This window comes from Microbacterium sp. Leaf161, from assembly GCF_001423645.1.
Classification (GTDB): domain Bacteria; phylum Actinomycetota; class Actinomycetes; order Actinomycetales; family Microbacteriaceae; genus Microbacterium; species Microbacterium forte.
On record NZ_LMOW01000003.1, the window covers coordinates 132,868 to 152,469 of the forward strand.

At 66.8% G+C, this 19,602-nt stretch carries 19 protein-coding genes and 1 tRNA gene; 15 read left to right on the plus strand and 5 right to left on the minus strand.

Annotated features, from left to right (window positions below):
* The first annotated feature begins 13 nt into the window (after positions 1–13).
* The 11 genes from ASF87_RS15855 to ASF87_RS15905 all read left to right on the plus strand — a co-directional run bounded on the left by ASF87_RS15855 (position 14) and on the right by ASF87_RS15905 (position 9,956).
* A tRNA-Pro gene (locus ASF87_RS15855) sits at positions 14–87 on the plus strand.
* Positions 88–149: 62 nt separating this feature from the next.
* The gene (gene tig / locus ASF87_RS15860; protein WP_042540776.1) at positions 150–1,676 is read left to right on the plus strand and encodes a trigger factor; all 1,527 of its coding nucleotides are present in this window, start codon (positions 150–152) and stop codon (positions 1,674–1,676) included.
* A gap of 82 nt (positions 1,677–1,758) precedes the next feature.
* Positions 1,759–2,256, plus strand: coding sequence for a tetratricopeptide repeat protein (locus ASF87_RS15865; protein ID WP_235558977.1), 498 nt, complete (start codon positions 1,759–1,761; stop codon positions 2,254–2,256).
* Positions 2,257–2,337: 81 nt separating this feature from the next.
* Positions 2,338–2,934, plus strand: a complete 597-nt coding sequence (locus tag ASF87_RS15870; protein ID WP_042540775.1) for an ATP-dependent Clp protease proteolytic subunit — start codon at positions 2,338–2,340, stop codon at positions 2,932–2,934.
* 20 nt (positions 2,935–2,954) lie between these two features.
* Positions 2,955–3,596, plus strand: a complete 642-nt coding sequence (locus ASF87_RS15875; protein WP_042540774.1) for an ATP-dependent Clp protease proteolytic subunit — start codon at positions 2,955–2,957, stop codon at positions 3,594–3,596.
* Between the two features lie 154 nt (positions 3,597–3,750).
* Positions 3,751–4,686, plus strand: a complete 936-nt coding sequence (locus tag ASF87_RS15880) for a sugar-binding transcriptional regulator (protein ID WP_056377254.1) — start codon at positions 3,751–3,753, stop codon at positions 4,684–4,686.
* A complete protein-coding gene (gene deoC / locus ASF87_RS15885) occupies positions 4,683–5,684 on the plus strand; it encodes a deoxyribose-phosphate aldolase (RefSeq protein WP_082508955.1) in 1,002 nt (333 codons plus the stop codon). Before ASF87_RS15880 ends, deoC begins: the two co-directional genes overlap by 4 nt.
* 11 nt (positions 5,685–5,695) lie before the next feature.
* Positions 5,696–7,138 carry an aldehyde dehydrogenase family protein gene (locus ASF87_RS15890; RefSeq protein ID WP_056377259.1) on the plus strand — a complete coding sequence of 481 codons (1,443 nt, stop codon included), beginning with the start codon at positions 5,696–5,698 and terminating at the stop codon, positions 7,136–7,138.
* Positions 7,135–7,986 carry an aldehyde dehydrogenase family protein gene (locus tag ASF87_RS15895; protein WP_056377262.1) on the plus strand — a complete coding sequence of 284 codons (852 nt, stop codon included), beginning with the start codon at positions 7,135–7,137 and terminating at the stop codon, positions 7,984–7,986. The genes ASF87_RS15890 and ASF87_RS15895 overlap by 4 nt, the downstream gene beginning before the upstream one ends.
* A gap of 168 nt (positions 7,987–8,154) precedes the next feature.
* Positions 8,155–9,423: an ATP-dependent Clp protease ATP-binding subunit ClpX gene (gene clpX, locus ASF87_RS15900; RefSeq protein ID WP_042540765.1), complete on the plus strand. Its 1,269-nt coding sequence runs from the start codon at positions 8,155–8,157 to the stop codon at positions 9,421–9,423.
* Positions 9,420–9,956 carry an NUDIX hydrolase gene (locus tag ASF87_RS15905; protein ID WP_082508956.1) on the plus strand — a complete coding sequence of 179 codons (537 nt, stop codon included), beginning with the start codon at positions 9,420–9,422 and terminating at the stop codon, positions 9,954–9,956. The genes clpX and ASF87_RS15905 overlap by 4 nt, the downstream gene beginning before the upstream one ends.
* Positions 9,957–9,981: 25 nt before the next feature.
* Here ASF87_RS15905 and ASF87_RS15910 read toward each other — a convergent pair whose 3' ends face one another.
* The gene (locus ASF87_RS15910; RefSeq protein WP_056377266.1) at positions 9,982–12,033 is read right to left on the minus strand and encodes a M3 family metallopeptidase; all 2,052 of its coding nucleotides are present in this window, start codon (positions 12,031–12,033) and stop codon (positions 9,982–9,984) included.
* A complete protein-coding gene (locus ASF87_RS15915) occupies positions 12,030–12,938 on the minus strand; it encodes a LysR family transcriptional regulator (protein ID WP_056377268.1) in 909 nt (302 codons plus the stop codon). Before ASF87_RS15915 ends, ASF87_RS15910 begins: the two co-directional genes overlap by 4 nt.
* A gap of 81 nt (positions 12,939–13,019) precedes the next feature.
* On the opposite strand from ASF87_RS15915, the gene tdh reads away from it, so the two are divergent.
* The 4 genes from tdh (at position 13,020) to ASF87_RS15935 (ending at position 16,154) form a co-directional block, all read left to right on the plus strand.
* Positions 13,020–14,063: an L-threonine 3-dehydrogenase gene (tdh, locus tag ASF87_RS15920; RefSeq protein WP_056377270.1), complete on the plus strand. Its 1,044-nt coding sequence runs from the start codon at positions 13,020–13,022 to the stop codon at positions 14,061–14,063.
* Positions 14,063–15,241, plus strand: a complete 1,179-nt coding sequence (locus ASF87_RS15925; protein ID WP_056377272.1) for a glycine C-acetyltransferase — start codon at positions 14,063–14,065, stop codon at positions 15,239–15,241. Before tdh ends, ASF87_RS15925 begins: the two co-directional genes overlap by 1 nt.
* 74 nt (positions 15,242–15,315) lie before the next feature.
* The gene (locus ASF87_RS15930; protein ID WP_056377274.1) at positions 15,316–15,939 is read left to right on the plus strand and encodes an ArsR/SmtB family transcription factor; all 624 of its coding nucleotides are present in this window, start codon (positions 15,316–15,318) and stop codon (positions 15,937–15,939) included.
* Complete coding sequence (locus ASF87_RS15935; RefSeq protein ID WP_056377276.1) at positions 15,936–16,154, plus strand: hypothetical protein; 219 nt, start codon at positions 15,936–15,938, stop codon at positions 16,152–16,154. The genes ASF87_RS15930 and ASF87_RS15935 overlap by 4 nt, the downstream gene beginning before the upstream one ends.
* A gap of 66 nt (positions 16,155–16,220) precedes the next feature.
* Here ASF87_RS15935 and ASF87_RS15940 read toward each other — a convergent pair whose 3' ends face one another.
* From ASF87_RS15940 to ASF87_RS15950, 3 genes are all read right to left on the minus strand, one after another.
* A complete protein-coding gene (locus ASF87_RS15940; RefSeq protein ID WP_056377278.1) occupies positions 16,221–16,436 on the minus strand; it encodes a hypothetical protein in 216 nt (71 codons plus the stop codon).
* Positions 16,436–19,030, minus strand: coding sequence for a valine--tRNA ligase (valS, locus tag ASF87_RS15945; RefSeq protein WP_056377280.1), 2,595 nt, complete (start codon positions 19,028–19,030; stop codon positions 16,436–16,438). The genes ASF87_RS15940 and valS overlap by 1 nt, the downstream gene beginning before the upstream one ends.
* Positions 19,031–19,127: 97 nt before the next feature.
* Positions 19,128–19,601, minus strand: a complete 474-nt coding sequence (locus tag ASF87_RS15950; RefSeq protein ID WP_056377284.1) for a hypothetical protein — start codon at positions 19,599–19,601, stop codon at positions 19,128–19,130.
* Between the last annotated feature and the right edge of the window lies 1 nt (position 19,602).

Below are 19,602 nucleotides of genomic sequence, written 5' to 3' on the forward strand. Positions count from 1 at the left end.
CAAGCGGATTCCCCGGGGCGTAGCTCAGTTTGGTAGAGCGCCCGCTTTGGGAGCGGGAGGTCGCAGGTTCAACTCCTGTCGCCCCGACATGGCTTCAACGGCCTGACAGCCGCGATTCAGCGCGGAAATCACAAGGAGAGCACACCAGAATGGCGAACAGCACCGTCGAGAAGCTGACCCCGACCCGGGTCAAACTCAGCATCACGGTCACCCCCGACGACCTCAAGCCCAGCATCGCGCACGCCTATGAGCACATCGCTCAGGACGTGCAGATCCCCGGCTTCCGCAAGGGCAAGGTCCCCGCTCCGATCATCGATCAGCGCATCGGGCGCGGTGCGGTCATCGAGCACGCGGTCAACGAGGGCCTCGACAAGTTCTTCCGCGACGCGACCGTCGAGCACAAGCTCCGCGTCGTCGGGCGTCCGGCCGCCGACATCACGCAGTGGCCGAACGAGAAGGACTTCTCGGGCGACCTGCTCGTCGACATCGAGGTGGACGTCCGTCCCGAGATCGAGCTTCCGTCGTACGACGGCATCACGGTCACCGTCGACGCCGTCGAGGCTGACGACGCGGCGCTCGACGCCGAGCTCGAGAACCTGCGCGCCCGTTTCGGCACGCTGGTTCCCGTCGACCGCCCGGCAGCGAAGGGTGACTTCGTCGAGCTGGACCTCGTCGCCACGATCGACGGCGCCGAGATCGACCGCGCAGAGGGCGTGTCGTACGAGGTCGGCTCGGGCGAGCTGCTCGAGGGCATCGACGACGCGATCGAGTCGCTCACCGCGGGGGAGGACACCACCTTCCGCTCCGCGCTCGTCGGCGGCGACCACGCCGGCTCCGAGGCCGAGGTCGCCGTGACCGTGAAGGCTGTCAAGGAGCGCGAGCTTCCCGAGGCCGACGACGACTTCGCGCAGATCGCCAGCGAGTTCGACACGATCGCCGAGCTCCGTGCGAGCCTCGCCGAGCGGGTCTCGCAGCAGGGCGTGTTCGCGCAGGGCTCCGCAGCGCGCGACAAGCTCGTCGAGACGCTCCTCGAGCAGATCGACATCCCGGTGCCGCCGAAGCTCATCGAGGACGAGGTGCACAACCACCTCGAGGGCGAGAACCGCCTCGAAGACGACGTGCACCGCGCCGAGGTGACCGAGGCCAGCGAGAAGCAGTTCCGCACGCAGGTGCTGCTCGACACGATCGCCGAGCAGGCCGACGTGCAGGTCTCGCAGGAGGAGCTCTCGCAGTACCTCATCCAGTCCGCATCGCAGTACGGCATGGCTCCGCAGGAGTTCGTCGAGGCTCTGCAGTCGTCCAACCAGCTTCCCGCGCTCGTCGGTGAGGTCGCCCGCAACAAGGCCCTCGCCATCGCGCTCGGCAAGGTCAAGGTCGTCGACACCAACGGCAAGCCTGTCGACCTGTCCGACTTCGTCGTGACCGACGACGAGGCAGAGGCAGAGGCCGACGCCGCTGCTGACGAGAAGCCGGCCAAGAAGGCTCCTGCGAAGAAGGCCGCTGCGAAGAAGGCAGACGACGCCGACGCCGCTGAGAAGCCTGCTGCGAAGAAGCCCGCTGCGAAGAAGGCTCCCGCGAAGAAGGCCGACGACGCAGAGGCCGCTGAGAAGCCGGCTGCGAAGAAGCCCGCCGCCAAGAAGGCTCCGGCCAAGAAGGCGGCCGACAAGGCTGAGTGATCGAACACGATCTCGATGAGAGGGGCGGATGCTGCGGCATCCGCCCCTTTCTCGTGGAAGACGACACCCCGAGAGCGAGGACATGATGAAGACCTGGGACGAACGCATCGATGAGGTGTGGGACGACGCATCGGGTGAAGAAGTCGGCGAGGACACGATCGCGCGTATCGACGCGCTGGCCGCCGAACGCGGGCTCGACGACGCGCGAGCGCAGTTCGAACGTGCGGGCGCGAGGGACTCCGCTGGGCGTCCCGCCGAGGCCGTGGAGCTCTACAGGCATGCTCTCGCTCTCGGACTCGACGACGAGCATCGCCCGCAGTGCGTCATCCAGCTCGCGAGCTCTCTGCGCAACCTCGGCGCCTACGACGACGCTCTCGCCGTGATTCTCGCGGAGCAGGAGCGGTCTGCCGACGGGCCCTACCGGGATGCCGTGGCGACAGTGCATGCGCTGATCCTGGCGAGTTCGGGAAAGCCGGCGCAGGGACTTTCGGTGGCGCTGCTCGCACTCGTGCCGCACCTCCCGCGCTACCACCGCTCGATGACCGCGTACGCACAAGAGATCGCGGAACTCGACGCCTGATATGCCGACGGCGAACACGGCCTGAGCGCTGCGTTGTCGCCGGTAGATTCGAATCACTGAAACACGGAATCAGGAGCTGACATGGCTGCAGAACCCCTCCTCGCTACGAGCGTCTTCGACCGACTGTTGAAGGACCGCATCATCTGGCTGGGATCGGAGGTGCGCGACGACAATGCGAACGAGATCTGCGCGAAGATCCTCCTTCTCGCCGCAGAGGACTCCGAGAAGGACATCTACCTCTACATCAACTCGCCCGGCGGATCGATCACCGCGGGCATGGCGATCTACGACACGATGCAGTTCGTCCCGAACGACATCGTCACCGTCGGGATCGGCATGGCCGCATCGATGGGTCAGCTGCTGCTGACTGCAGGAACGAAGGGCAAGCGGTACATCACGCCCAATGCCCGCGTGCTGCTGCACCAGCCGCACGGTGGCTTCGGCGGCACGTCGAGCGACATCCAGACGCAGGCGCAGCTCATCACCTCGATGAAGAACCGCCTCGCCGAGATCACGGCGGCACAGACCGGCAAGTCGGTCGAGCAGATCAACGAAGACGGTGACCGCGACCGCTGGTTCACCGCCGATGAAGCGCTCGAATACGGATTCGTCGACCACATCCGCGACTCGGCCACCGACGTCGTCGGTGGCGGCGGAACCGACCAGGACATCAAGTAACGGAAAGCGAAAGGACTCCCATGTACGCACCCACCTTCCGCTCTGCCGGCGACCTGCCTTCCAGCCGCTACGTGCTCCCTCAGTTCGAGGAGCGCACGGCTTACGGCTTCAAGCGCCAGGACCCCTACAACAAGCTGTTCGAAGATCGCGTGATCTTCCTCGGCGTGCAGGTCGACGACGCGTCAGCCGACGACGTGATGGCCCAGCTTCTCGTTCTCGAGAGCCAGGACTCCGAGCGTGACATCACGATGTACATCAACTCGCCTGGTGGTTCCTTCACCGCGATGACAGCCATCTACGACACGATGCAGTACGTCGCGCCGCAGATCCAGACGGTGGTGCTCGGGCAGGCCGCTTCGGCCGCCTCGGTTCTGCTCGCAGGTGGGCACCCTGGCAAGCGTCTCGCCCTGCCCAACGCTCGCGTGCTCATGCACCAGCCGGCGATGGGTGAGGCCGGACACGGCCAGGCATCCGACATCGAGATCCAGGCGGCGGAGATCCTCCGCATGCGTACCTGGCTCGAAGAGACGATGGCTCGCCACACCGGCAAGTCCGTCGAGCAGGTCAACCGCGACATCGATCGCGACAAGATCCTGTCCGCCGCCGAGGCGCTGGACTACGGCATCGTCGACCAGGTGCTCACCTCGCGCAAGCGCATGTAGGCATCCGGCATGGAGAAGGACGTCGACCCCTCGGGGTCGGCGTCCTTTCGTCGTCTCCGGCGAATGTGCGACGATCGCGGCGAAAGTGCTCATATGAGCAGATGGATGCGCGAACGGTGATGCGGTCGTAAACTGGGGGAGGAAGGAGGATGCTATGGAAGAGGAACTGATCATGGTCCGCGTCGCCGAGCTGTACTACGACGAGGACAAGACACAGGACGAGATCGGCGCCCTCCTCAAGCTCTCCCGCTGGAAGGTGGGACGGCTTCTCACTCAGGCCCGGGAGCGTGGCATCGTCCGGATCGAGATCGTGCACCCGCGTGCGCGCCGGCTCGGACTCGAACGCCAGCTCGTCGAACGTCACGGGCTCACCGCCGCGGTGGTCGTTCCCTCTCCGGACGGCGATGACGGAACACTCGAGCGCGTCGCTCAGGCCGCAGCCGACTACCTCACCGCGATGCGGCCTGTGCCGCGCACTCTCGGCGTCAGCTGGGGGCGCACTCTGCGTGCCGTGGCCGAATCGCTGCCGGACGGCTGGGCGACAGGCGTGACGGTCGTGCAGCTCAACGGGGGAGTGAGCCTCAACCGGCGCTCCGGCGGAGCCGCTGGCCTCGCCGTCACGATCGCCCAGCGGGCATCCGGACACGTGTCCCTCCTGCCGAGCCCGGCGATCCTCGAGCGCGTCGAGACCAAGCAGGCGATCGAAGCCGACCGCACCGTCGCGGCCGTTCTCGTCGAGGCAGCCGAAGCGCAGGCGTTCCTGTTCACCGCGGGCCCGTGCGATGCGTCTTCCGCGCACGTCGAGAACGGCTACCTGTCGGCATCCGATGTCGAGGAGCTCGCACGTCGAGGTGCCGTGGGCGATGTCCTGGGGCGCTACATCGACGCCGACGGCAACATCGTCGACCCGCAGCTCGACGCCCGCACGGTCGGAGTCGACCTCGGGCGCCTGCGCGCAGCGAAGCGCTCGATCTTCGTCACCGCCGGTGACGCGAAACATGACATCGCGCGCACAGTCGTCACAAGCGGCCTGTGCAGCGTTCTGGTGACAGATGAGACCACAGCACGAGCATTGTTGGAGGAACGATGACGACCCAAGAACTCAGCCGCAGGACGGCGGTGGACGTTCTCGGCGGTGAGCCGGATGACGCCACGCTCCGCCGGTTCCTGCACGGACTGCCCGGTGTCGACGCCGTCGGCCTGGAGCAGCGCGCTGCCGGGCTCGGCACGCGGTCGATCAAGACCACCTCGAAGGCCTGGGCTCTCGACACGATCATCAAGCTGATCGACCTCACGACCCTCGAAGGCTCGGACACCCCGGGCAAGGTGCGGTCCCTCGTGGCCAAGGCCAAGAACCCGGATGCCGCAGATCCGTCGACTCCGAAGGTCGCCGCCGTGTGTGTGTACGGCGACATGGTGGGCGACGCGGTCGAAGCGCTCGGTGCGCTGCACGGTGACCCCGATGACGGACTGATCTCGGTCGCAGCCGTCGCCACAGCCTTCCCGAGCGGTCGTTCGTCGCTGGCGATCAAGCTCGCCGACACCGCAGAGGCAGTCGCGGCAGGCGCGGACGAGATCGACATGGTGATCGACCGAGGTGCTTTCCTCTCGGGCCGATACGGGCTCGTCTACGACCAGATCGCCCAGGTGAAGGAAGCCTGCCGTCGCGTGGACGGCTCGTATGCCTCGCTCAAGGTGATCCTCGAGACCGGTGAGCTCAACACCTACGACAACATCAAGCGCGCCTCGTGGCTCGGCATCCTCGCCGGTGGTGACTTCATCAAGACGTCCACGGGCAAGGTGCAGCCGGCGGCGACGCTTCCGACCACGCTGCTCATGCTCGAGACGGTGCGCGACTGGCACCGCGGCACGGGCGAGCGCATCGGCGTGAAGCCCGCGGGCGGCATCCGCGCGTCCAAGGACGCGGTGAAGTATCTCGTCACGGTCGCCGAGACCGTGGGCGAGGAGTGGCTCCAGCCGCACCTCTTCCGCTTCGGCGCCTCGAGCCTTCTGAACGACGTGCTTCTGCAGCGTCAGAAGCTCACCACCGGCCACTACTCCGGCCCCGACTACGTCACGATCGACTAGGAGCCCCACACATGTCATTCCTGGAATACGCTCCGGCCCCGGAGTCGAAGGCGGTCCTGAACCTCAAGGACAGCTACGGCCTGTTCATCGATGGCGAGTTCGTCGACGGATCAGGAGCGAGCTTCACGACCATCTCTCCCGCCGATGAGAGCCGCATCGCCGAGATCGCCACGGCGAACGACGCGGACATCGACCGTGCGGTCGCCGCCGCGCGTCGTGCCTACGACAAGACCTGGTCGAAGATGAGCGGTCGCGATCGGGGCAAGTACCTGTTCCGCATCGCACGCCTCGTGCAGGAGCGCGCCCGCGAGCTCGCCGTCGCCGAGAGCCTCGACAACGGCAAACCGATCAAGGAGAGTCGCGACGTCGACGTCCCCCTGGTCGCATCCTGGTTCTTCTACTACGCGGGCTGGGCCGACAAGCTCGACTACGCCGGCCTCGGCGCGAACCCTCGGGCGCTCGGCGTCGCGGGGCAGATCATCCCCTGGAACTTCCCGCTGCTGATGCTCGCGTGGAAGCTCGCTCCTGCTCTGGCAGCCGGCAACACCGTGGTGCTCAAGCCCGCCGAGACCACGCCGCTGACGGCGCTGATCTTCGCGGAGATCCTCCAGCAGGCCGACCTTCCCGCCGGCGTCGTCAACATCGTGACGGGCGCAGGTGCCACCGGTGCGACTCTCGTGCGCCACCCCGATGTCGACAAGGTCGCGTTCACCGGTTCGACCGGAGTCGGGCGCGACATCGCCCGAGCGGTCGCAGGGACCGACAAGAGGGTCACTCTCGAGCTGGGCGGCAAGGCGGCGAACATCGTGTTCGACGACGCGCCGATCGATCAGGCCGTCGAGGGCATCGTCAACGGCATCTTCTTCAACCAGGGTCACGTCTGCTGCGCCGGAAGCCGCCTGCTCGTGCAGGAGTCGATCCACGACGAGGTCATCGACCGACTGAAGAACCGTCTGTCGACGCTGCGGCTCGGTGACCCTCTCGACAAGAACACCGACATCGGCGCGATCAACTCGGCGGCGCAGCTCGCCCGCATCCGTGAGCTCAGCGACATCGGCGAAGCCGAGGGAGCGGAGCGCTGGACCGCTGATTGCGCGATCCCCGACAAGGGCTTCTGGTTCGCTCCGACGATCTTCACCGGCGTCGAGGCGTCGCACCGGATCGCCCGTGACGAGGTGTTCGGACCCGTTCTCTCGGTGCTCACGTTCCGCACTCCGGCTGAGGCGATCGCGAAGGCGAACAACACCCCGTACGGTCTGTCCGCGGGCATCTGGTCGGACAAGGGATCCCGGATCCTGGCCGTGGCGGACCGCCTTCGGGCGGGCGTCATCTGGGCGAACACCTTCAACCGATTCGACCCGTCGAGCCCGTTCGGCGGATACAAGGAGTCCGGGTACGGCCGCGAAGGCGGACGCCAGGGTCTCACCGCCTACCTGAAGGGAGCCGCAGCATGAGCAAGCGATTGACTGTCCCGAAGACCTACAAGCTGGCCATCGGCGGCGCTTTCCCGCGTAGCGAGTCCGGCCGCACCTACGAGGTGCGCTCCGCCAAGGGAGCGTTCCTCGCGAACGCGGCGCAGGGCTCTCGCAAGGATGCGCGGGATGCCGTCGTCGCGGCGCGTGCCGCAGTGAAGGGCTGGTCGGGTGCGACCGCGTACAACCGCGGTCAGGTGCTCTACCGGGTCGCCGAGGTGCTCGAAGGGCGCCGTGCGCAGTTCATCGACGAGATCGCTGCGCAGGAGGGTGTCTCGTCATCCGCTGCCGCCGCGCAGGTCGATGAGGCGATCGACCTCTGGGTCTGGTACGCCGGCTGGTGCGACAAGTACTCGCAGGTCGCGGGCAACGCCAACCCCGTGTCAGGGCCGTACTTCAACATCTCGGTGCCGGAGCCGACCGGTGTGGTCGCGATCGTCGCGCCTCAGGACTCCGCACTCCTCGGTCTCGTGTCGGTCGTCGCACCCGCATTGGTGGCGGGCAACGCGGTCGTCGTGATCGCGAGCGAGCGGTTCCCGCTCTCTGCCATCAGCCTCGCCGAGGTGCTCGCCACGAGCGATGTGCCCGGAGGGGTCGTCAACGTGCTCACCGGGTCTCCGGCGGAGATGGCGCCGTGGCTCGCCTCGCATCAGGACGTCAACGCGCTCGACCTGGCGGGCGCCGGCGACCTCGAGTGGGTCGACATGCAGATCGCCGCGGCCGAGACGCTCAAGCGAGTGCTGGCACCCGGCGCGGTCGTCGCATCGCCCGAGCGCATCGGAGCCTTCACCGAGATCAAGACGGTCTGGCACACCAAGAGCATGGTCTGACACGCGTCAGCAGAACGAGGCCCGTCATCTGCGAGAGCAGGCGGCGGGCTTCGATGCGCTCAGGGCGATGCGGACTCGTGACGCGAGACCCCGCGCCAATGCGTCCCGGTGTCGGATGCAGAGGTTAGGCTCAGTAGACGATCTCAGGATCCCCCTAGGAGGACGCGCATGGCCCGTATCGGCGAAAGCGCTGACCTGTTCAAGTGCTCATTCTGCGGAAAGAGCCAGAAGCAGGTGCAGCAGCTCATCGCAGGACCTGGTGTGTACATCTGCGACGAGTGCGTCGAGCTGTGCAACGAGATCATCGAGGAGCGGATGGCGGAGTCCTCCGCCGACGGTACGGCGGACTTCGAACTGCCCAAGCCGCGTGAGATCTTCTCCTTCCTCGAGGAATACGTCGTCGGGCAGGAGCCCGCGAAGAAGGCTCTGGCCGTCGCGGTGTACAACCACTACAAGCGCATCCGTGCGCACGGCACTCTCCAGACGGCGGAGCAGAAGGCCGAGAGCGTCGAGATCGCGAAGAGCAATATCCTGCTCATCGGCCCGACTGGCTGCGGCAAAACCTACCTGGCGCAGACGCTCGCGAAGCGACTGAACGTGCCCTTCGCCGTCGCAGACGCCACAGCGCTCACCGAAGCCGGCTACGTCGGCGAAGACGTCGAGAACATCCTTCTCAAGCTCATCCAGGCCGCCGACTACGACGTCAAGCGCGCAGAGCAGGGCATCATCTACATCGACGAGGTCGACAAGATCGCCCGCAAGGCCGAGAACCCGTCGATCACCCGTGACGTCTCGGGCGAGGGCGTGCAACAGGCTCTTCTGAAGATCATCGAGGGCACCGTGGCTTCGGTGCCGCCTCAGGGCGGGCGCAAGCACCCCCACCAGGAGTTCCTTCAGATCGACACGTCGAACGTGCTGTTCATCGTCGCGGGCGCGTTCGCCGGCCTCGAGGACATCGTGTCTGCGCGCGTCGGTAAGCACGGCATCGGCTTCGGCGCCCCGCTGCACGACAAGGGCAAGGATCTCGACCTCTTCAGCGAGGTGCTGCCGGAAGACCTGCACAAGTTCGGCCTGATCCCCGAGTTCATCGGTCGCCTTCCCGTGGTGACTTCGGTCTCGCCGCTCGATCAGAGTGCGCTCATCGACATTCTCACGGGGCCGCGCAACGCGCTCGTGAAGCAGTACCAGCGCATGTTCGAGCTCGACGGCGTTCAGCTCGAGTTCGAAACAGAGGCGCTGCGCTCGATCGCCGATCTCGCCGTCGAACGCAAGACCGGCGCTCGCGGACTCCGGGCGATCCTCGAAGACGTGCTCGGTCCGATCATGTTCGAGATCCCCTCGGCCGAAGACGTGGCGAAGGTCATCGTCACCCAGGCAGCCGTCGACGAGGGCGCTGCGCCGACGATCGTGATGGAGCGCAAGCGCAAGAGCGCGTGAGTGCGGTTCCCTCGCCCTGGCGGGTGGTCGGCAGTGAGCTGATTCATGCCGATCGCTGGATCCGCGTGCGCGCGGACGACTGCGTCGATGAGCGTCAGCGAACCATCGCGCCGTATTACGTGCTCGAATACGGGGACTGGATCTCGGTGCTGGCCCTCGACCGAGAGGGCCACGCGATCGTCGTCGAAGAGTACCGACACGGAGCGGAGATCGTCGCGGTCGGCACGATCGGCGGCGGCGTGGAGGCTGGCGAATCGCCGGACGCAGCCGCTGTCAGGGAGCTGCGCGAGGAGACCGGGTACGAGGCCGAGGAGATGATCGGTCTCGGAGCCACCTGGGCCAACTTCGGCAACCACACCAACCGGGTGCATCACTTCCTCGCCCGAGGCTGCGTGCGCGTCGCCGAGCAGTCTCTCGATGACAGCGAGGCGATCGCCGTGCACAGAGTCGCTCTCGCCAGCCTCGGCGAGCATCTCTCGCAGAGCTACCATCAGCTCACCTGGTACAAGGCGATGGAGCACCTCGACCGCTGACGTCAGGAGGCGGCGCGCGACTCGCTCATGCTTCGAGGCCGCGGCGCTTCAGCAGCGGTGCGATCTCCGCATCCCGGCCGCGGAAGTCGCGGTATGCGTCGAGCGGATCCTTCGAGCCACCCACGCCGAGGAGACGGGCGCGGAACCGGTCGCCGTTCTCGCGCGTGAGTCCGCCGTTCTCGCGGAACCAGTCGACCGTGTCGGCGTCGAGCACCTCGCTCCAGATGTAGGAGTAGTAGCCGGCGCTGTATCCGCCCGAGAAGACGTGCGCGAAGTAGGTCGACGAGTAGCGGGTCGGCACGACGGGATCGTCGAGTCCGATGTCGGAGAGCGCAGCCGCCTCGAACTCGGCCACGTCGTCGACGGTGGTCTTCGTCTCGATGCGATGCCACGCCTGATCGAGCCACGCCGCGGCGAGGTACTCGCTCGTCGCGTGGCCCTGATCGAACGTCTCGGTGGCGCGAAGGCGTTCGACGATCGCGGGGTCGAGCGGTTCGCCGGTCTCGTGGTGACGCGCGTAGTTGTCGAGCACCTCGGGCCAGAGGATCCACATCTCGTTGACCTGGCTCGGGAACTCGACGAAGTCGCGGAAGACGTTCGTGCCGGCGAAATGCGGGTAGGTGACGACGGCGAACAGGCCGTGCAATGCGTGCCCGAACTCGTGGAACAGCGTCGTCACCTCGTCGAGAGTGAGCAGAGTCGGCTCGCCCTCGCCGGGAAGCGGCACATTGAGGTTGTTGACCACGACGGGCAGTGTTCCGCGCAGGCGGGACTGGCTGACGATGGGATTCATCCACGCGCCGCCGCGCTTCGAATCGCGCGTGTAGAGATCGAGCACATACAGGCCCACCGCGCCGCCGTCCGCATCGCTCACTTCGAACACGCGCGCACCCGCGTGGTACGCCCGCAGGTCGTGCCGCTCTGCAAATGTCACCCCGTAGAGCTGCGTGGCAGCGAAGAACACGCCGTCTTGCAGCACCCGTTCGGCCTCGAACCACGGGCGCAGCGCGCTCGTGTCGATCGCATAGCGGGCAGTGCGCACCTTCTCGGTATAGAACGCCCAGTCGTGCGCCTCGACCGTGAAGGGGGCGTCCTCGGTCTCATCGATGATCGCCTGCAGGGTGTCGCGCTCTGCGCGGGCGTTGCGCGCAGAGGGAGCGGCGAGCTCGCGCAGCATCCGCTCTACGGCCGCAGGGCTGCCGGCCGTCTCGTCGGCCGTGACGTAGGCGGCGTGCGAGTCGTAGCCCAGCAGCGCTGCGCGCTCGGCGCGCAGGCGGACGATCTCTGTGAGCACCGGCCGGTTGTCGTTCGCGTTGGGGCGGGACGCCCGCGACCGCGAGGCCGCCATGATGCGGCGGCGGGACTCCCGGTCGCGGAGCTGAGCGAGATACGGATGCCCGGTGAACAACGGAAGGGTGATGACGAACCGTCCGTCGAGGCCTCGATCGCTCGCCGCACGAGCCGCGGCGGAGAGCTCCCCACTGCTGAGACCGTCGAGTTCGTCGGAGGAGTCGAACACCACGGCGAGATCGTTCGTGTTGTTGAGCAGGTTGCGCTCGAAGGTGTTGCTCAGCGTCGACAGCTGCTGATTCAGCGCGGTGAGCCGGCTCTTCGCGTCGTCATCGAGTGCCGCACCCGCGTGGGTCATCTCGCGATGGTGCCGCTCGACGAGGTACCGCTGCTCGTCGTCGAGCTCGAGATCCTCGAGGCGTGCGTGCACCTGCTGGACGCGCCAGTACAGTGCCCCGTCGAGAGTGATGGCATCCTGATGCGCCGCCATGAGCGGAGCGAGCTGCTCGTCGATCTTCTGGATCTCGGGCGTCGCGTCGGCCGATGTGACGGTGTAGAAGGTGTGCGCGACGCGGTCGAGCAGTTCTCCGGAGCGCTCCAGGGCCTCGATCGTGTTCTCGAAGGTGGGCATCGACCGCACCATGGTGATCCGAGAGATCTCCTGGAGATGCTCGTCGAACGCCGCCTGGAACGCGGGCAGGTAGTGCTCGGGCGTGATCGCCGCGAAGTCGGGGAGCCCGTAGGGGAGTGCAGACGGCTGAAGCAGAGGGTTCGAGGCGTCGGTCATCCTCTGAGCCTAGCCATCACCCGCTGCAGGGCGTCGACGACGAGGCGCACGGATTGCCGTCTCAGGTTCTCCGGCCTGGCGAGGACGTCGATCATCCTGTGGGTGCTCACTCCCCGCAGCGGGAGCCGTACGATGTCACGGTCGTCGACGGTGCGGGACGTATAGCGCGGCAGCATCCCGAGGACCCCGCCCGCAGCGATGACCGCCGCGACCGCACCGTAGTCGTTGATCCGGTGGCGGATCTCGACGGGACGCCCGGCGACGGCTGAGACGGCGCGCAGCACATCGTCGGGCGAGTATCCGATGCGACTCGTGACCCAGGGGCTGTCGATGACGTCGAAGGACGTCACCTGCCCACGGGCGGCGAGAGGGTGGGAAGACGCGACGGCGACGTCCAGCGGTTCTCGAACGAGCGCCAGGCTGCGCACCCCGTCTGTCGGCCACGGCGGCGAGTGCTCCATGCGGTGCGCGAGCACGAGGTCGTACCGGGCCGTGAGCGCGGGAAACTCGCTCTGCGCCACGTCCTCATCGGTGAGCTGCACGGTCGGCGGCGCGGGGGACTCGTCGAGTTCACGGATCAGCGACCCGAAGAGCGCCTGCCCGACACTGTGGAATCCGCTGATCGTGACCACGCCGGTGCTGTCGTTCTCGAAGTCGTCCAGCGCGCTGCGCGCTGCGGCCATCGCGTCGATCGCCTCGGCGCCCGCTGTCGCGAGGGCGTGCCCGGCTGCGGTCAACGCGAGGCGACGGCCGTCTTTGCGCGTGAGCGGCGTGCGGAAGCTCCGTTGCAGGGCCGCCAGATGCTGTGACACGGCGGACGGGGTGACGTTGAGTGTCTCGGCGACGGCGGTGACGCTTCCCAGTGCGCCGAGCTCTCTCAGGATCTGCAGCTGATGGAGTTCCATCCGTTCAGGTTAGTATTCGCTACACGGTCGATGCAGAAATCCACGATTGTTCTACATGGTCGAACGCGATGAGATCGACACATGAAGGCATTGTTCAAAGCCGAACGCGCAGCCGGACTGGAGCTCGTGGATCGTCCCGAACCCACGGCGGCGCCCGACGAAGTCGTGATCCGCGTGCTGCGCACGGGGATCTGCGGCACCGATCTGCATATCCGTCGCTGGGATGACTGGGCTGCATCCGCCATCGACGCTCCGCTCATCCCCGGTCATGAGTTCTACGGCGAGGTCGTCGAGGTCGGGCCGCTCGTCCACGACATCGCTGTGGGCGATCGGGTGTCGGGCGAGGGGCACATCGTGTGCGGCACGTGCCGCAACTGCCGCGCAGGACGCCGTCAGATGTGCATCCGCACGATCGGTCTCGGACTGCAGCGCGACGGCGCCTTCGCCGAGTTCCTGGCCCTTCCGGCCGCCAACGTCTGGGTGCATCACGCCGACGTGGCGCCGGAGCTCGGCGCGATCTTCGATCCTCTCGGCAACGCCGTGCACACGGCGCTCACGTTCCCGCTCGTGGGCGAGGATGTGCTCGTGACAGGGTGCGGTCCGATCGGCCTCATGGCGATCGCCGTCGCTCGGCACGCCGGAGCCCGCTTCATCGCGGCGACGGATGTGAGCGCGCCTCGCCTCGAGATGGCGCGTCTCATGGGCGCCGACGAGGTCGTCGATGTCTCAGCCCGCGAGATCCGAGATGCCCAGCAGGCGCTCGGTCTGCGCGAGGGATTCGACATCGGTTTCGAGATGAGCGGAGCGGCGTCGGCCCTCCCGGCGATGATCGACAACATGAACCATGGCGGCAGGATCGCGATGCTCGGGCTGCCCAGCACCGGATTCGAGATCGACTGGGGCAAGCTCGTCACGCACATGCTCACGATCAAGGGGATCTACGGACGCGAGATGTTCGAGACGTGGAACGCGATGGGTGCCATGCTGCAGACGAGTGCGACGCTGCGCGACTCGATCGGACGGGTGATCGCGGATGTGATCCCCGCCAGGAACTGGGAACAGGGCTTTGCCGCGGCCGAGTCCGCCGGCACGGGAAAGATCATCCTCGATTGGACGGAGCTGTGATGTACGGGACATTCCAGAAGCATGTGGCTGACGAGCTCGCCGGGATCGAGGCTGCGGGCCTCACGAAGCACGAGCGAGGCATCCGCGGGCCGCAGAACGCCGAGATCACCGCCGACGGCGCAGAGGTGCTCAATTTCTGCGCGAACAACTACCTCGGTCTCGCCGACGACCCGCGGATCCTGGATGCCGCCACTGCGGCACTGCAGGAGTGGGGCTACGGGCTCGCCAGCGTCCGCTTCATCTGCGGTACGCAGGAACAGCATCTGGAGCTCGAGCGACGACTCGCGGGGTTCCTCGGCACCGACGACTCGATCCTCTACTCGTCATGCTTCGACGCGAACGGAGGAGTGTTCGAGACGCTCTTCAGCGCTGAGGACGCGATCATCTCGGACGAACTCAATCACGCGTCGATCATCGACGGGATCCGGCTCTCGAAGGCACGTCGGCTTCGCTACCGCAATCGTGACATGGCGGATCTCGAAGCCCAGCTGCAGGCGGCATCCGATGCACGCTTCCGGGTGATCGTCACCGACGGCGTGTTCTCGATGGACGGCTACATCGCGCCGCTCGCCGAGATCTGCGACCTCGCGGATCGCCACGACGCCCTGGTGTTCGTCGACGACTCGCACGCGGTCGGCTTCGTAGGGGAGAACGGACGAGGAACGCCGGAACTCTGCGGTGTCGCCGATCGTGTCGACATCTATACGGGCACGTTCGGGAAGGCGCTGGGTGGAGCATCCGGTGGCTACGTCGCCTCGCACGCCGACATCGTCGCCCTGCTGCGTCAGCGTTCGCGTCCGTATCTGTTCTCGAACACGCTCGCCCCCGCCATCGTCGCCGGAACCCTCACGGCGCTCGATCTCGTCGAGGGTTCGGCCGATCTCCGTGCGCGTCTGCGCGACAACGCGGCACTGTTCCGTGAGCGGATGACGGCGGAGGGTTTCGATCTGCTGCCCGGAGAGCATCCGATCGTCCCCGTGATGTTCGGTGACGCGGCTCTCACGGCACGCATCGCGACCGAGATGCAGGCGCGGGGGATCTACGTGACGGCGTTCAGCTTCCCCGTGGTCCCCCGAGGACTGGCGAGGATCCGAGTGCAGCTGTCGGCCGCGCATACGACTGCGCAGATCGAGCGGTGCGTGGCGGCGTTCGTCTCAGCGAGGGCCGCCGTGAACTGACGCCCTCTTTTAGCAAAGAGTCCTTTGCAAAAGTTTGCTTGCAAAGAATTCTTTGCAAGAGTATCTTCGCAGGTATGGAAGAAGAACAGCAGTTGCGGCGGCTCGACGCGGGGGCACTCAAAGCCCTCGCGCACCCGCTGCGTGTGAGGATCTTCGATCTCCTCAGCGCTCACGGGCCGCAGACGGCGAGTTCGCTCGCCTCGATGCTGGGGGAGACCTCGGGGTCGACCAGCTACCACCTGCGCACCCTCTCGGCGCATGATCTGATCCACGAGGTCGAGGGACGCGGCACGGCTCGGGAGCGATGGTGGGAGCTGCCGCAGGGGCGCATCGACATCCCCGGTCCGAGCCAGAGCATGTCGCCGGCGAACCGCGCTGCTGCTCAGATCGTCTCGTCCGAGTTCTTCCGCCTCCGTCACGAGACCCTGATGGCCTATGTGAACCGTCCGGATGCGGAAGTCCCCGAGGGGTGGAAAGACGCGGGCCTGATCGCCACGACACTGCTCGAGATGACCCCCGCGCAGATGGAGGATCTCAAAGACGAGCTCATGGCCGTCATCGACGGAGCGGTGGAGCGCTATCGCGGCCAGACAGGACCGGACGTACGTCGCGTGTCTCTGCGCACTGAGCTGTTCGACCTCGCGGCGTCGCGTCCGGTGCTCTCCGATGCCGCTGACCAGAGCACGGAGGAGTCATGACCAGCGCGACCGTCCACCTCGTCGCTCCGACGCGAGCCGAGCGCAAGCTGCTCGGCCTCGCGGGACACCTCACGGCCTTCGTCGAGCATCGCATCGAGCGACGTGCCGAGAGGAGGGCGCTCACTCTGCAGCTCCTCCGCCAACGGCAGGCCGGGCGGCAGGATCCCCATGCCGTCGACCATCTGCTCGCGCAGATGGGGATCTCGCGGCGCTGACAGTCTTCGGTGCAGCGAAGCCCCCTGCCGCAGACGCGGACAGGGGGGTTCGTCGTCAGGGACCGTTCAGTCCTCGAAGGGTCGGGCGACCACATCGCCGGACCCGGTCTGGAAGACCTCCCAGCCCGCATCGAGCTCTGCGATCGCGCGGCCTTCGAGCCACGTGAGCGTCCAGTGCCCGGAGAGACCGCGCGATTCGACCTCGGCGAGCGCCGGCCGGAGCGCGGCGGGAACGGATGCCGGTGGCTCGGAACCGGTGGCCCACCTCGTGCCCAGCTGCATCAGGCGCCCTCGACCGGCGCGAGCTCGATCGCGGTGACCGCGAACTCGTCGGCCTCGGTGAACTCGAGATCGGCGATGCGCCCCACGGCACGGAGGTCGTCGGCCGCAGCGCGGAGGGCCTCGAGTTTCGCAGCGGGAGCGGCGATCGCGGCGCGGGAGACCGGAGTCTTCTGCGATGCCTTGGCCTCGGTCTTGGCGCGGCGGATGCCGATCAGCGCCTCGCTCGCGGCCGACAGCACAGCCGTGTCGCCCTCGATGCCGAGTGCTTCAGGCCATGCCGCGGTGTGCACCGAGCCCTCTTCGAACCACGACCACACCTCTTCGGTCGCGAACGAGATGATCGGGGCGAGCAGGCGCAGGAGTGTCGACAGTGCCAGACGCAGCGCGAGGGCAGCGGATGCCTGTCCCACGTCGTTCTGGTTGTAGGCGCGCTCCTTGACGAGCTCGAGGTAGTCGTCGCAGAACGTCCAGAAGAACGCCTCGGTCACTTCGAGCGCCTTGGCCTGGTCGTAGTTCTCGAACGCCTTCGTCGCCTCCGCGATCACGGCGTCCAGGCCGCTGAGCATCGATGCGTCGAGCGCGTGAGTGACCTGGGCGCCCTCCGGCACCGGGAACGACAGCACGAACTTCGCGGCGTTCAGCACCTTGATCGCCAGACGGCGGCCGATCTTGACCTGCGTCGGGTTCTGCGGGTCGAAGGCGGCATCCATGCCCAGGCGGCTCGAGGCGGCCCAATAGCGCACAGCATCCGATCCGTGGGTCTCGAGGATGTCCGCCGGCGTCACCACGTTGCCCTTGGACTTCGACATCTTCTTGCGGTCGGGGTCGACGATGAAGCCCGAGATCGCGGCGTTGCGCCATGGCGATCGGGAGTCTTCGAGAGTCGAGCGCAGCATGGTCGAGAAGAGCCAGGTGCGGATGATGTCCTGCCCCTGGGGGCGCAGGTCGAACGGAGCGGTGAGCTGCCACAGCTCCTCGTCGCGCTGCCATCCGCCGGCGAGCTGCGGAGTGAGCGACGAGGTCGCCCAGGTGTCGAGGATGTCGGCTTCGGCCTCGAATCCGCCGGCAGCACCGCGCTGGTCCTCGGTGTAGCCCGCGGGGACGTCGGTCGTCGGGTCGATGGGAAGGCTCGCGTGGTCGGGAGCGATCACCCGGTCGTAGTCGCGGTCGCCGTTCTCATCGAGTCCATACCAGAGCGGGATCGGCACGCCGAAGAAGCGCTGGCGTGACACGAGCCAGTCGCCGGTCAGGCCGCCGACCCAGTTCTCGTAGCGCACGCGCATGAAGTCCGGGTGCCACGCCAGCTGCGTGCCGCGTTCGAGCAGCTCGTCGCGCAGCTTCGCGTCACGTGCGCCGTTGCGGATGTACCACTGGCGGGTCGAGACGATCTCGAGCGGGCGGTCGCCCTTCTCGAAGAACTTCACCGCGTGGTTGAACGGCTTGCCGACCGCCGTCATGTCGCCGGTCTGCTGCAGCTTCTCGACGATGGCCTTGCGGGCCGAGAACACCGTCTTGCCGGCGAGTTCGGCCTCGTACCAGGCGATGGCCTCGGCGTCGGCCACGATCGACGGGGCGGTGGGGAGGAACCGGCCGTCGAGACCGATCGTCGTCATGTTCGGCAGGTGGTCGCCCGCGGCTGTGCGCAGCTCACGCCACCAGATGATGTCGGTCACGTCGCCGAAGGTGCAGACCATCGCGGCTCCCGTGCCCTTGTCGGGCTGTGCGAGGTGGTGTCCGTGGATCTCGATCTCGGCGCCGAAGAACGGCGTGCGCACCTTCGTGCCGATCAGGTGCTTGTGCGGGCCCTCGGGGTGGGTCACGATCGCGATGCACGCCGGCAGCAGCTCGGGGCGGGTGGTCTCGATCGTGATCGAGCCGGATCCGTCGGCGAAGGGGAAATCGATGGTGTGATAAGCGGCCTGCTGGTCGCGATCCTCGAGCTCGGCCTGCGCGATCGCCGAGCGGAAGTCGATGTCCCACAGGGTCGGTGCGAGCGACTGGTAGGCCTCGCCGCGCTCGAGGTTCCGCAGGAATGCGAGCTGGCTCTGGCGGATCGTGTCGTCCGAGATGGTGCGGTACGTCTGGGTCCAGTCGACCGAGAGGCCGAGCTGGCGGAACAGCGCCTCGAACTGCTTCTCGTCTTCGATCGTCAGGCGCTCGCAGAGCTCGATGAAGTTGCGTCGGCTGATCGGCACCTGGTCGGCGGCGCGGCTGGACTTGTTGTCGCCGCCCTCGAACGGCGGTGTGAAGTCGTCCTGGTAGGGAAGCGAGGGATCGCAGCGCACGCCGTAGTAGTTCTGCACCCGACGCTCGGTGGGAAGGCCATTGTCGTCCCAGCCCATCGGGTAGAACACGTTCTTGCCGCGCATGCGCTCGAAGCGCGCCTTGACGTCGGTGTGCGTGTACGAGAACACGTGGCCGATGTGCAGGCTGCCGGATGCGGTCGGCGGGGGAGTGTCGATCGAGTACACACCCTCGCGGCCGGACTGTGCGGCACGGAGTCGGTCGAACAGGTAGGTGCCCTGCTCGGACCACGACTCACCCCACTTCGCTTCGAGACCTTCGAGTACGGGCTTGTCGGGAATCACGGACATGGAGGTCTCCTCGAGCGATGTATGCGGCACTGTGTGAGCGTGCCTGAGTGTGGGTTGTGCCCCACAGTCTAATCGCCCCGAACCGGAGGGGAGTCCCTCACTCGCCCCAGACGGCCTCGATGATCGCGGCTGCCTGGTCGTTCGTCACCTGGATGTCGCCGTAGGTGCTCGACGCGATCTCCAGGTCGGGCGAGATGCTCCGCACCAACTCCTCGAGGTCGATCGATTCGCCATCACTTCCGTTGACGCCGAGGTCGATCTCGTCGCTGGGTACGTCGTTGTGCTCGAGGACGATCCTCAGGATGCCCGCCAGATCATCGGCGGAGGCGTCTTCGTGGTCGAGATCGACGCCCACGCTCAGATAGAAGGTGAACCCGGAGATCGTCTTCGCAGCGTAGGCATCGGTGACGCCGATCTCTGAATCCATCAGCGCCGCCGGAATCGTCTCGGCGAAGTCCCCGTCGGAGGTCTCCTTCAGAAGCGGGCCGCACCCGCTCAGTGCGAGCATCATCGCCGCGAGCGCAAGTGCGACGGCTCCCCGAGTGGCTCGCGCACGGCCGGTGATGCTCATA

Coding starts and splice junctions, on each gene's coding strand:
- tig (WP_042540776.1), top strand. CDS start 150: ATGGCGAACAGCACCGTCGAGAAGCTGACCCCGACCCGGGTCAAACTC.
- ASF87_RS15865 (WP_235558977.1), top strand. CDS start 1,759: ATGATGAAGACCTGGGACGAACGCATCGATGAGGTGTGGGACGACGCA.
- ASF87_RS15870 (WP_042540775.1), top strand. CDS start 2,338: ATGGCTGCAGAACCCCTCCTCGCTACGAGCGTCTTCGACCGACTGTTG.
- ASF87_RS15875 (WP_042540774.1), top strand. CDS start 2,955: ATGTACGCACCCACCTTCCGCTCTGCCGGCGACCTGCCTTCCAGCCGC.
- ASF87_RS15880 (WP_056377254.1), top strand. CDS start 3,751: ATGGAAGAGGAACTGATCATGGTCCGCGTCGCCGAGCTGTACTACGAC.
- deoC (WP_082508955.1), top strand. CDS start 4,683: ATGACGACCCAAGAACTCAGCCGCAGGACGGCGGTGGACGTTCTCGGC.
- ASF87_RS15890 (WP_056377259.1), top strand. CDS start 5,696: ATGTCATTCCTGGAATACGCTCCGGCCCCGGAGTCGAAGGCGGTCCTG.
- ASF87_RS15895 (WP_056377262.1), top strand. CDS start 7,135: ATGAGCAAGCGATTGACTGTCCCGAAGACCTACAAGCTGGCCATCGGC.
- clpX (WP_042540765.1), top strand. CDS start 8,155: ATGGCCCGTATCGGCGAAAGCGCTGACCTGTTCAAGTGCTCATTCTGC.
- ASF87_RS15910 (WP_056377266.1), bottom strand. CDS start 12,033: ATGACCGACGCCTCGAACCCTCTGCTTCAGCCGTCTGCACTCCCCTAC.
- ASF87_RS15915 (WP_056377268.1), bottom strand. CDS start 12,938: ATGGAACTCCATCAGCTGCAGATCCTGAGAGAGCTCGGCGCACTGGGA.
- tdh (WP_056377270.1), top strand. CDS start 13,020: ATGAAGGCATTGTTCAAAGCCGAACGCGCAGCCGGACTGGAGCTCGTG.
- ASF87_RS15925 (WP_056377272.1), top strand. CDS start 14,063: ATGTACGGGACATTCCAGAAGCATGTGGCTGACGAGCTCGCCGGGATC.
- ASF87_RS15930 (WP_056377274.1), top strand. CDS start 15,316: ATGGAAGAAGAACAGCAGTTGCGGCGGCTCGACGCGGGGGCACTCAAA.
- ASF87_RS15935 (WP_056377276.1), top strand. CDS start 15,936: ATGACCAGCGCGACCGTCCACCTCGTCGCTCCGACGCGAGCCGAGCGC.
- ASF87_RS15940 (WP_056377278.1), bottom strand. CDS start 16,436: ATGCAGCTGGGCACGAGGTGGGCCACCGGTTCCGAGCCACCGGCATCC.
- valS (WP_056377280.1), bottom strand. CDS start 19,030: ATGTCCGTGATTCCCGACAAGCCCGTACTCGAAGGTCTCGAAGCGAAG.
- ASF87_RS15950 (WP_056377284.1), bottom strand. CDS start 19,601: ATGAGCATCACCGGCCGTGCGCGAGCCACTCGGGGAGCCGTCGCACTT.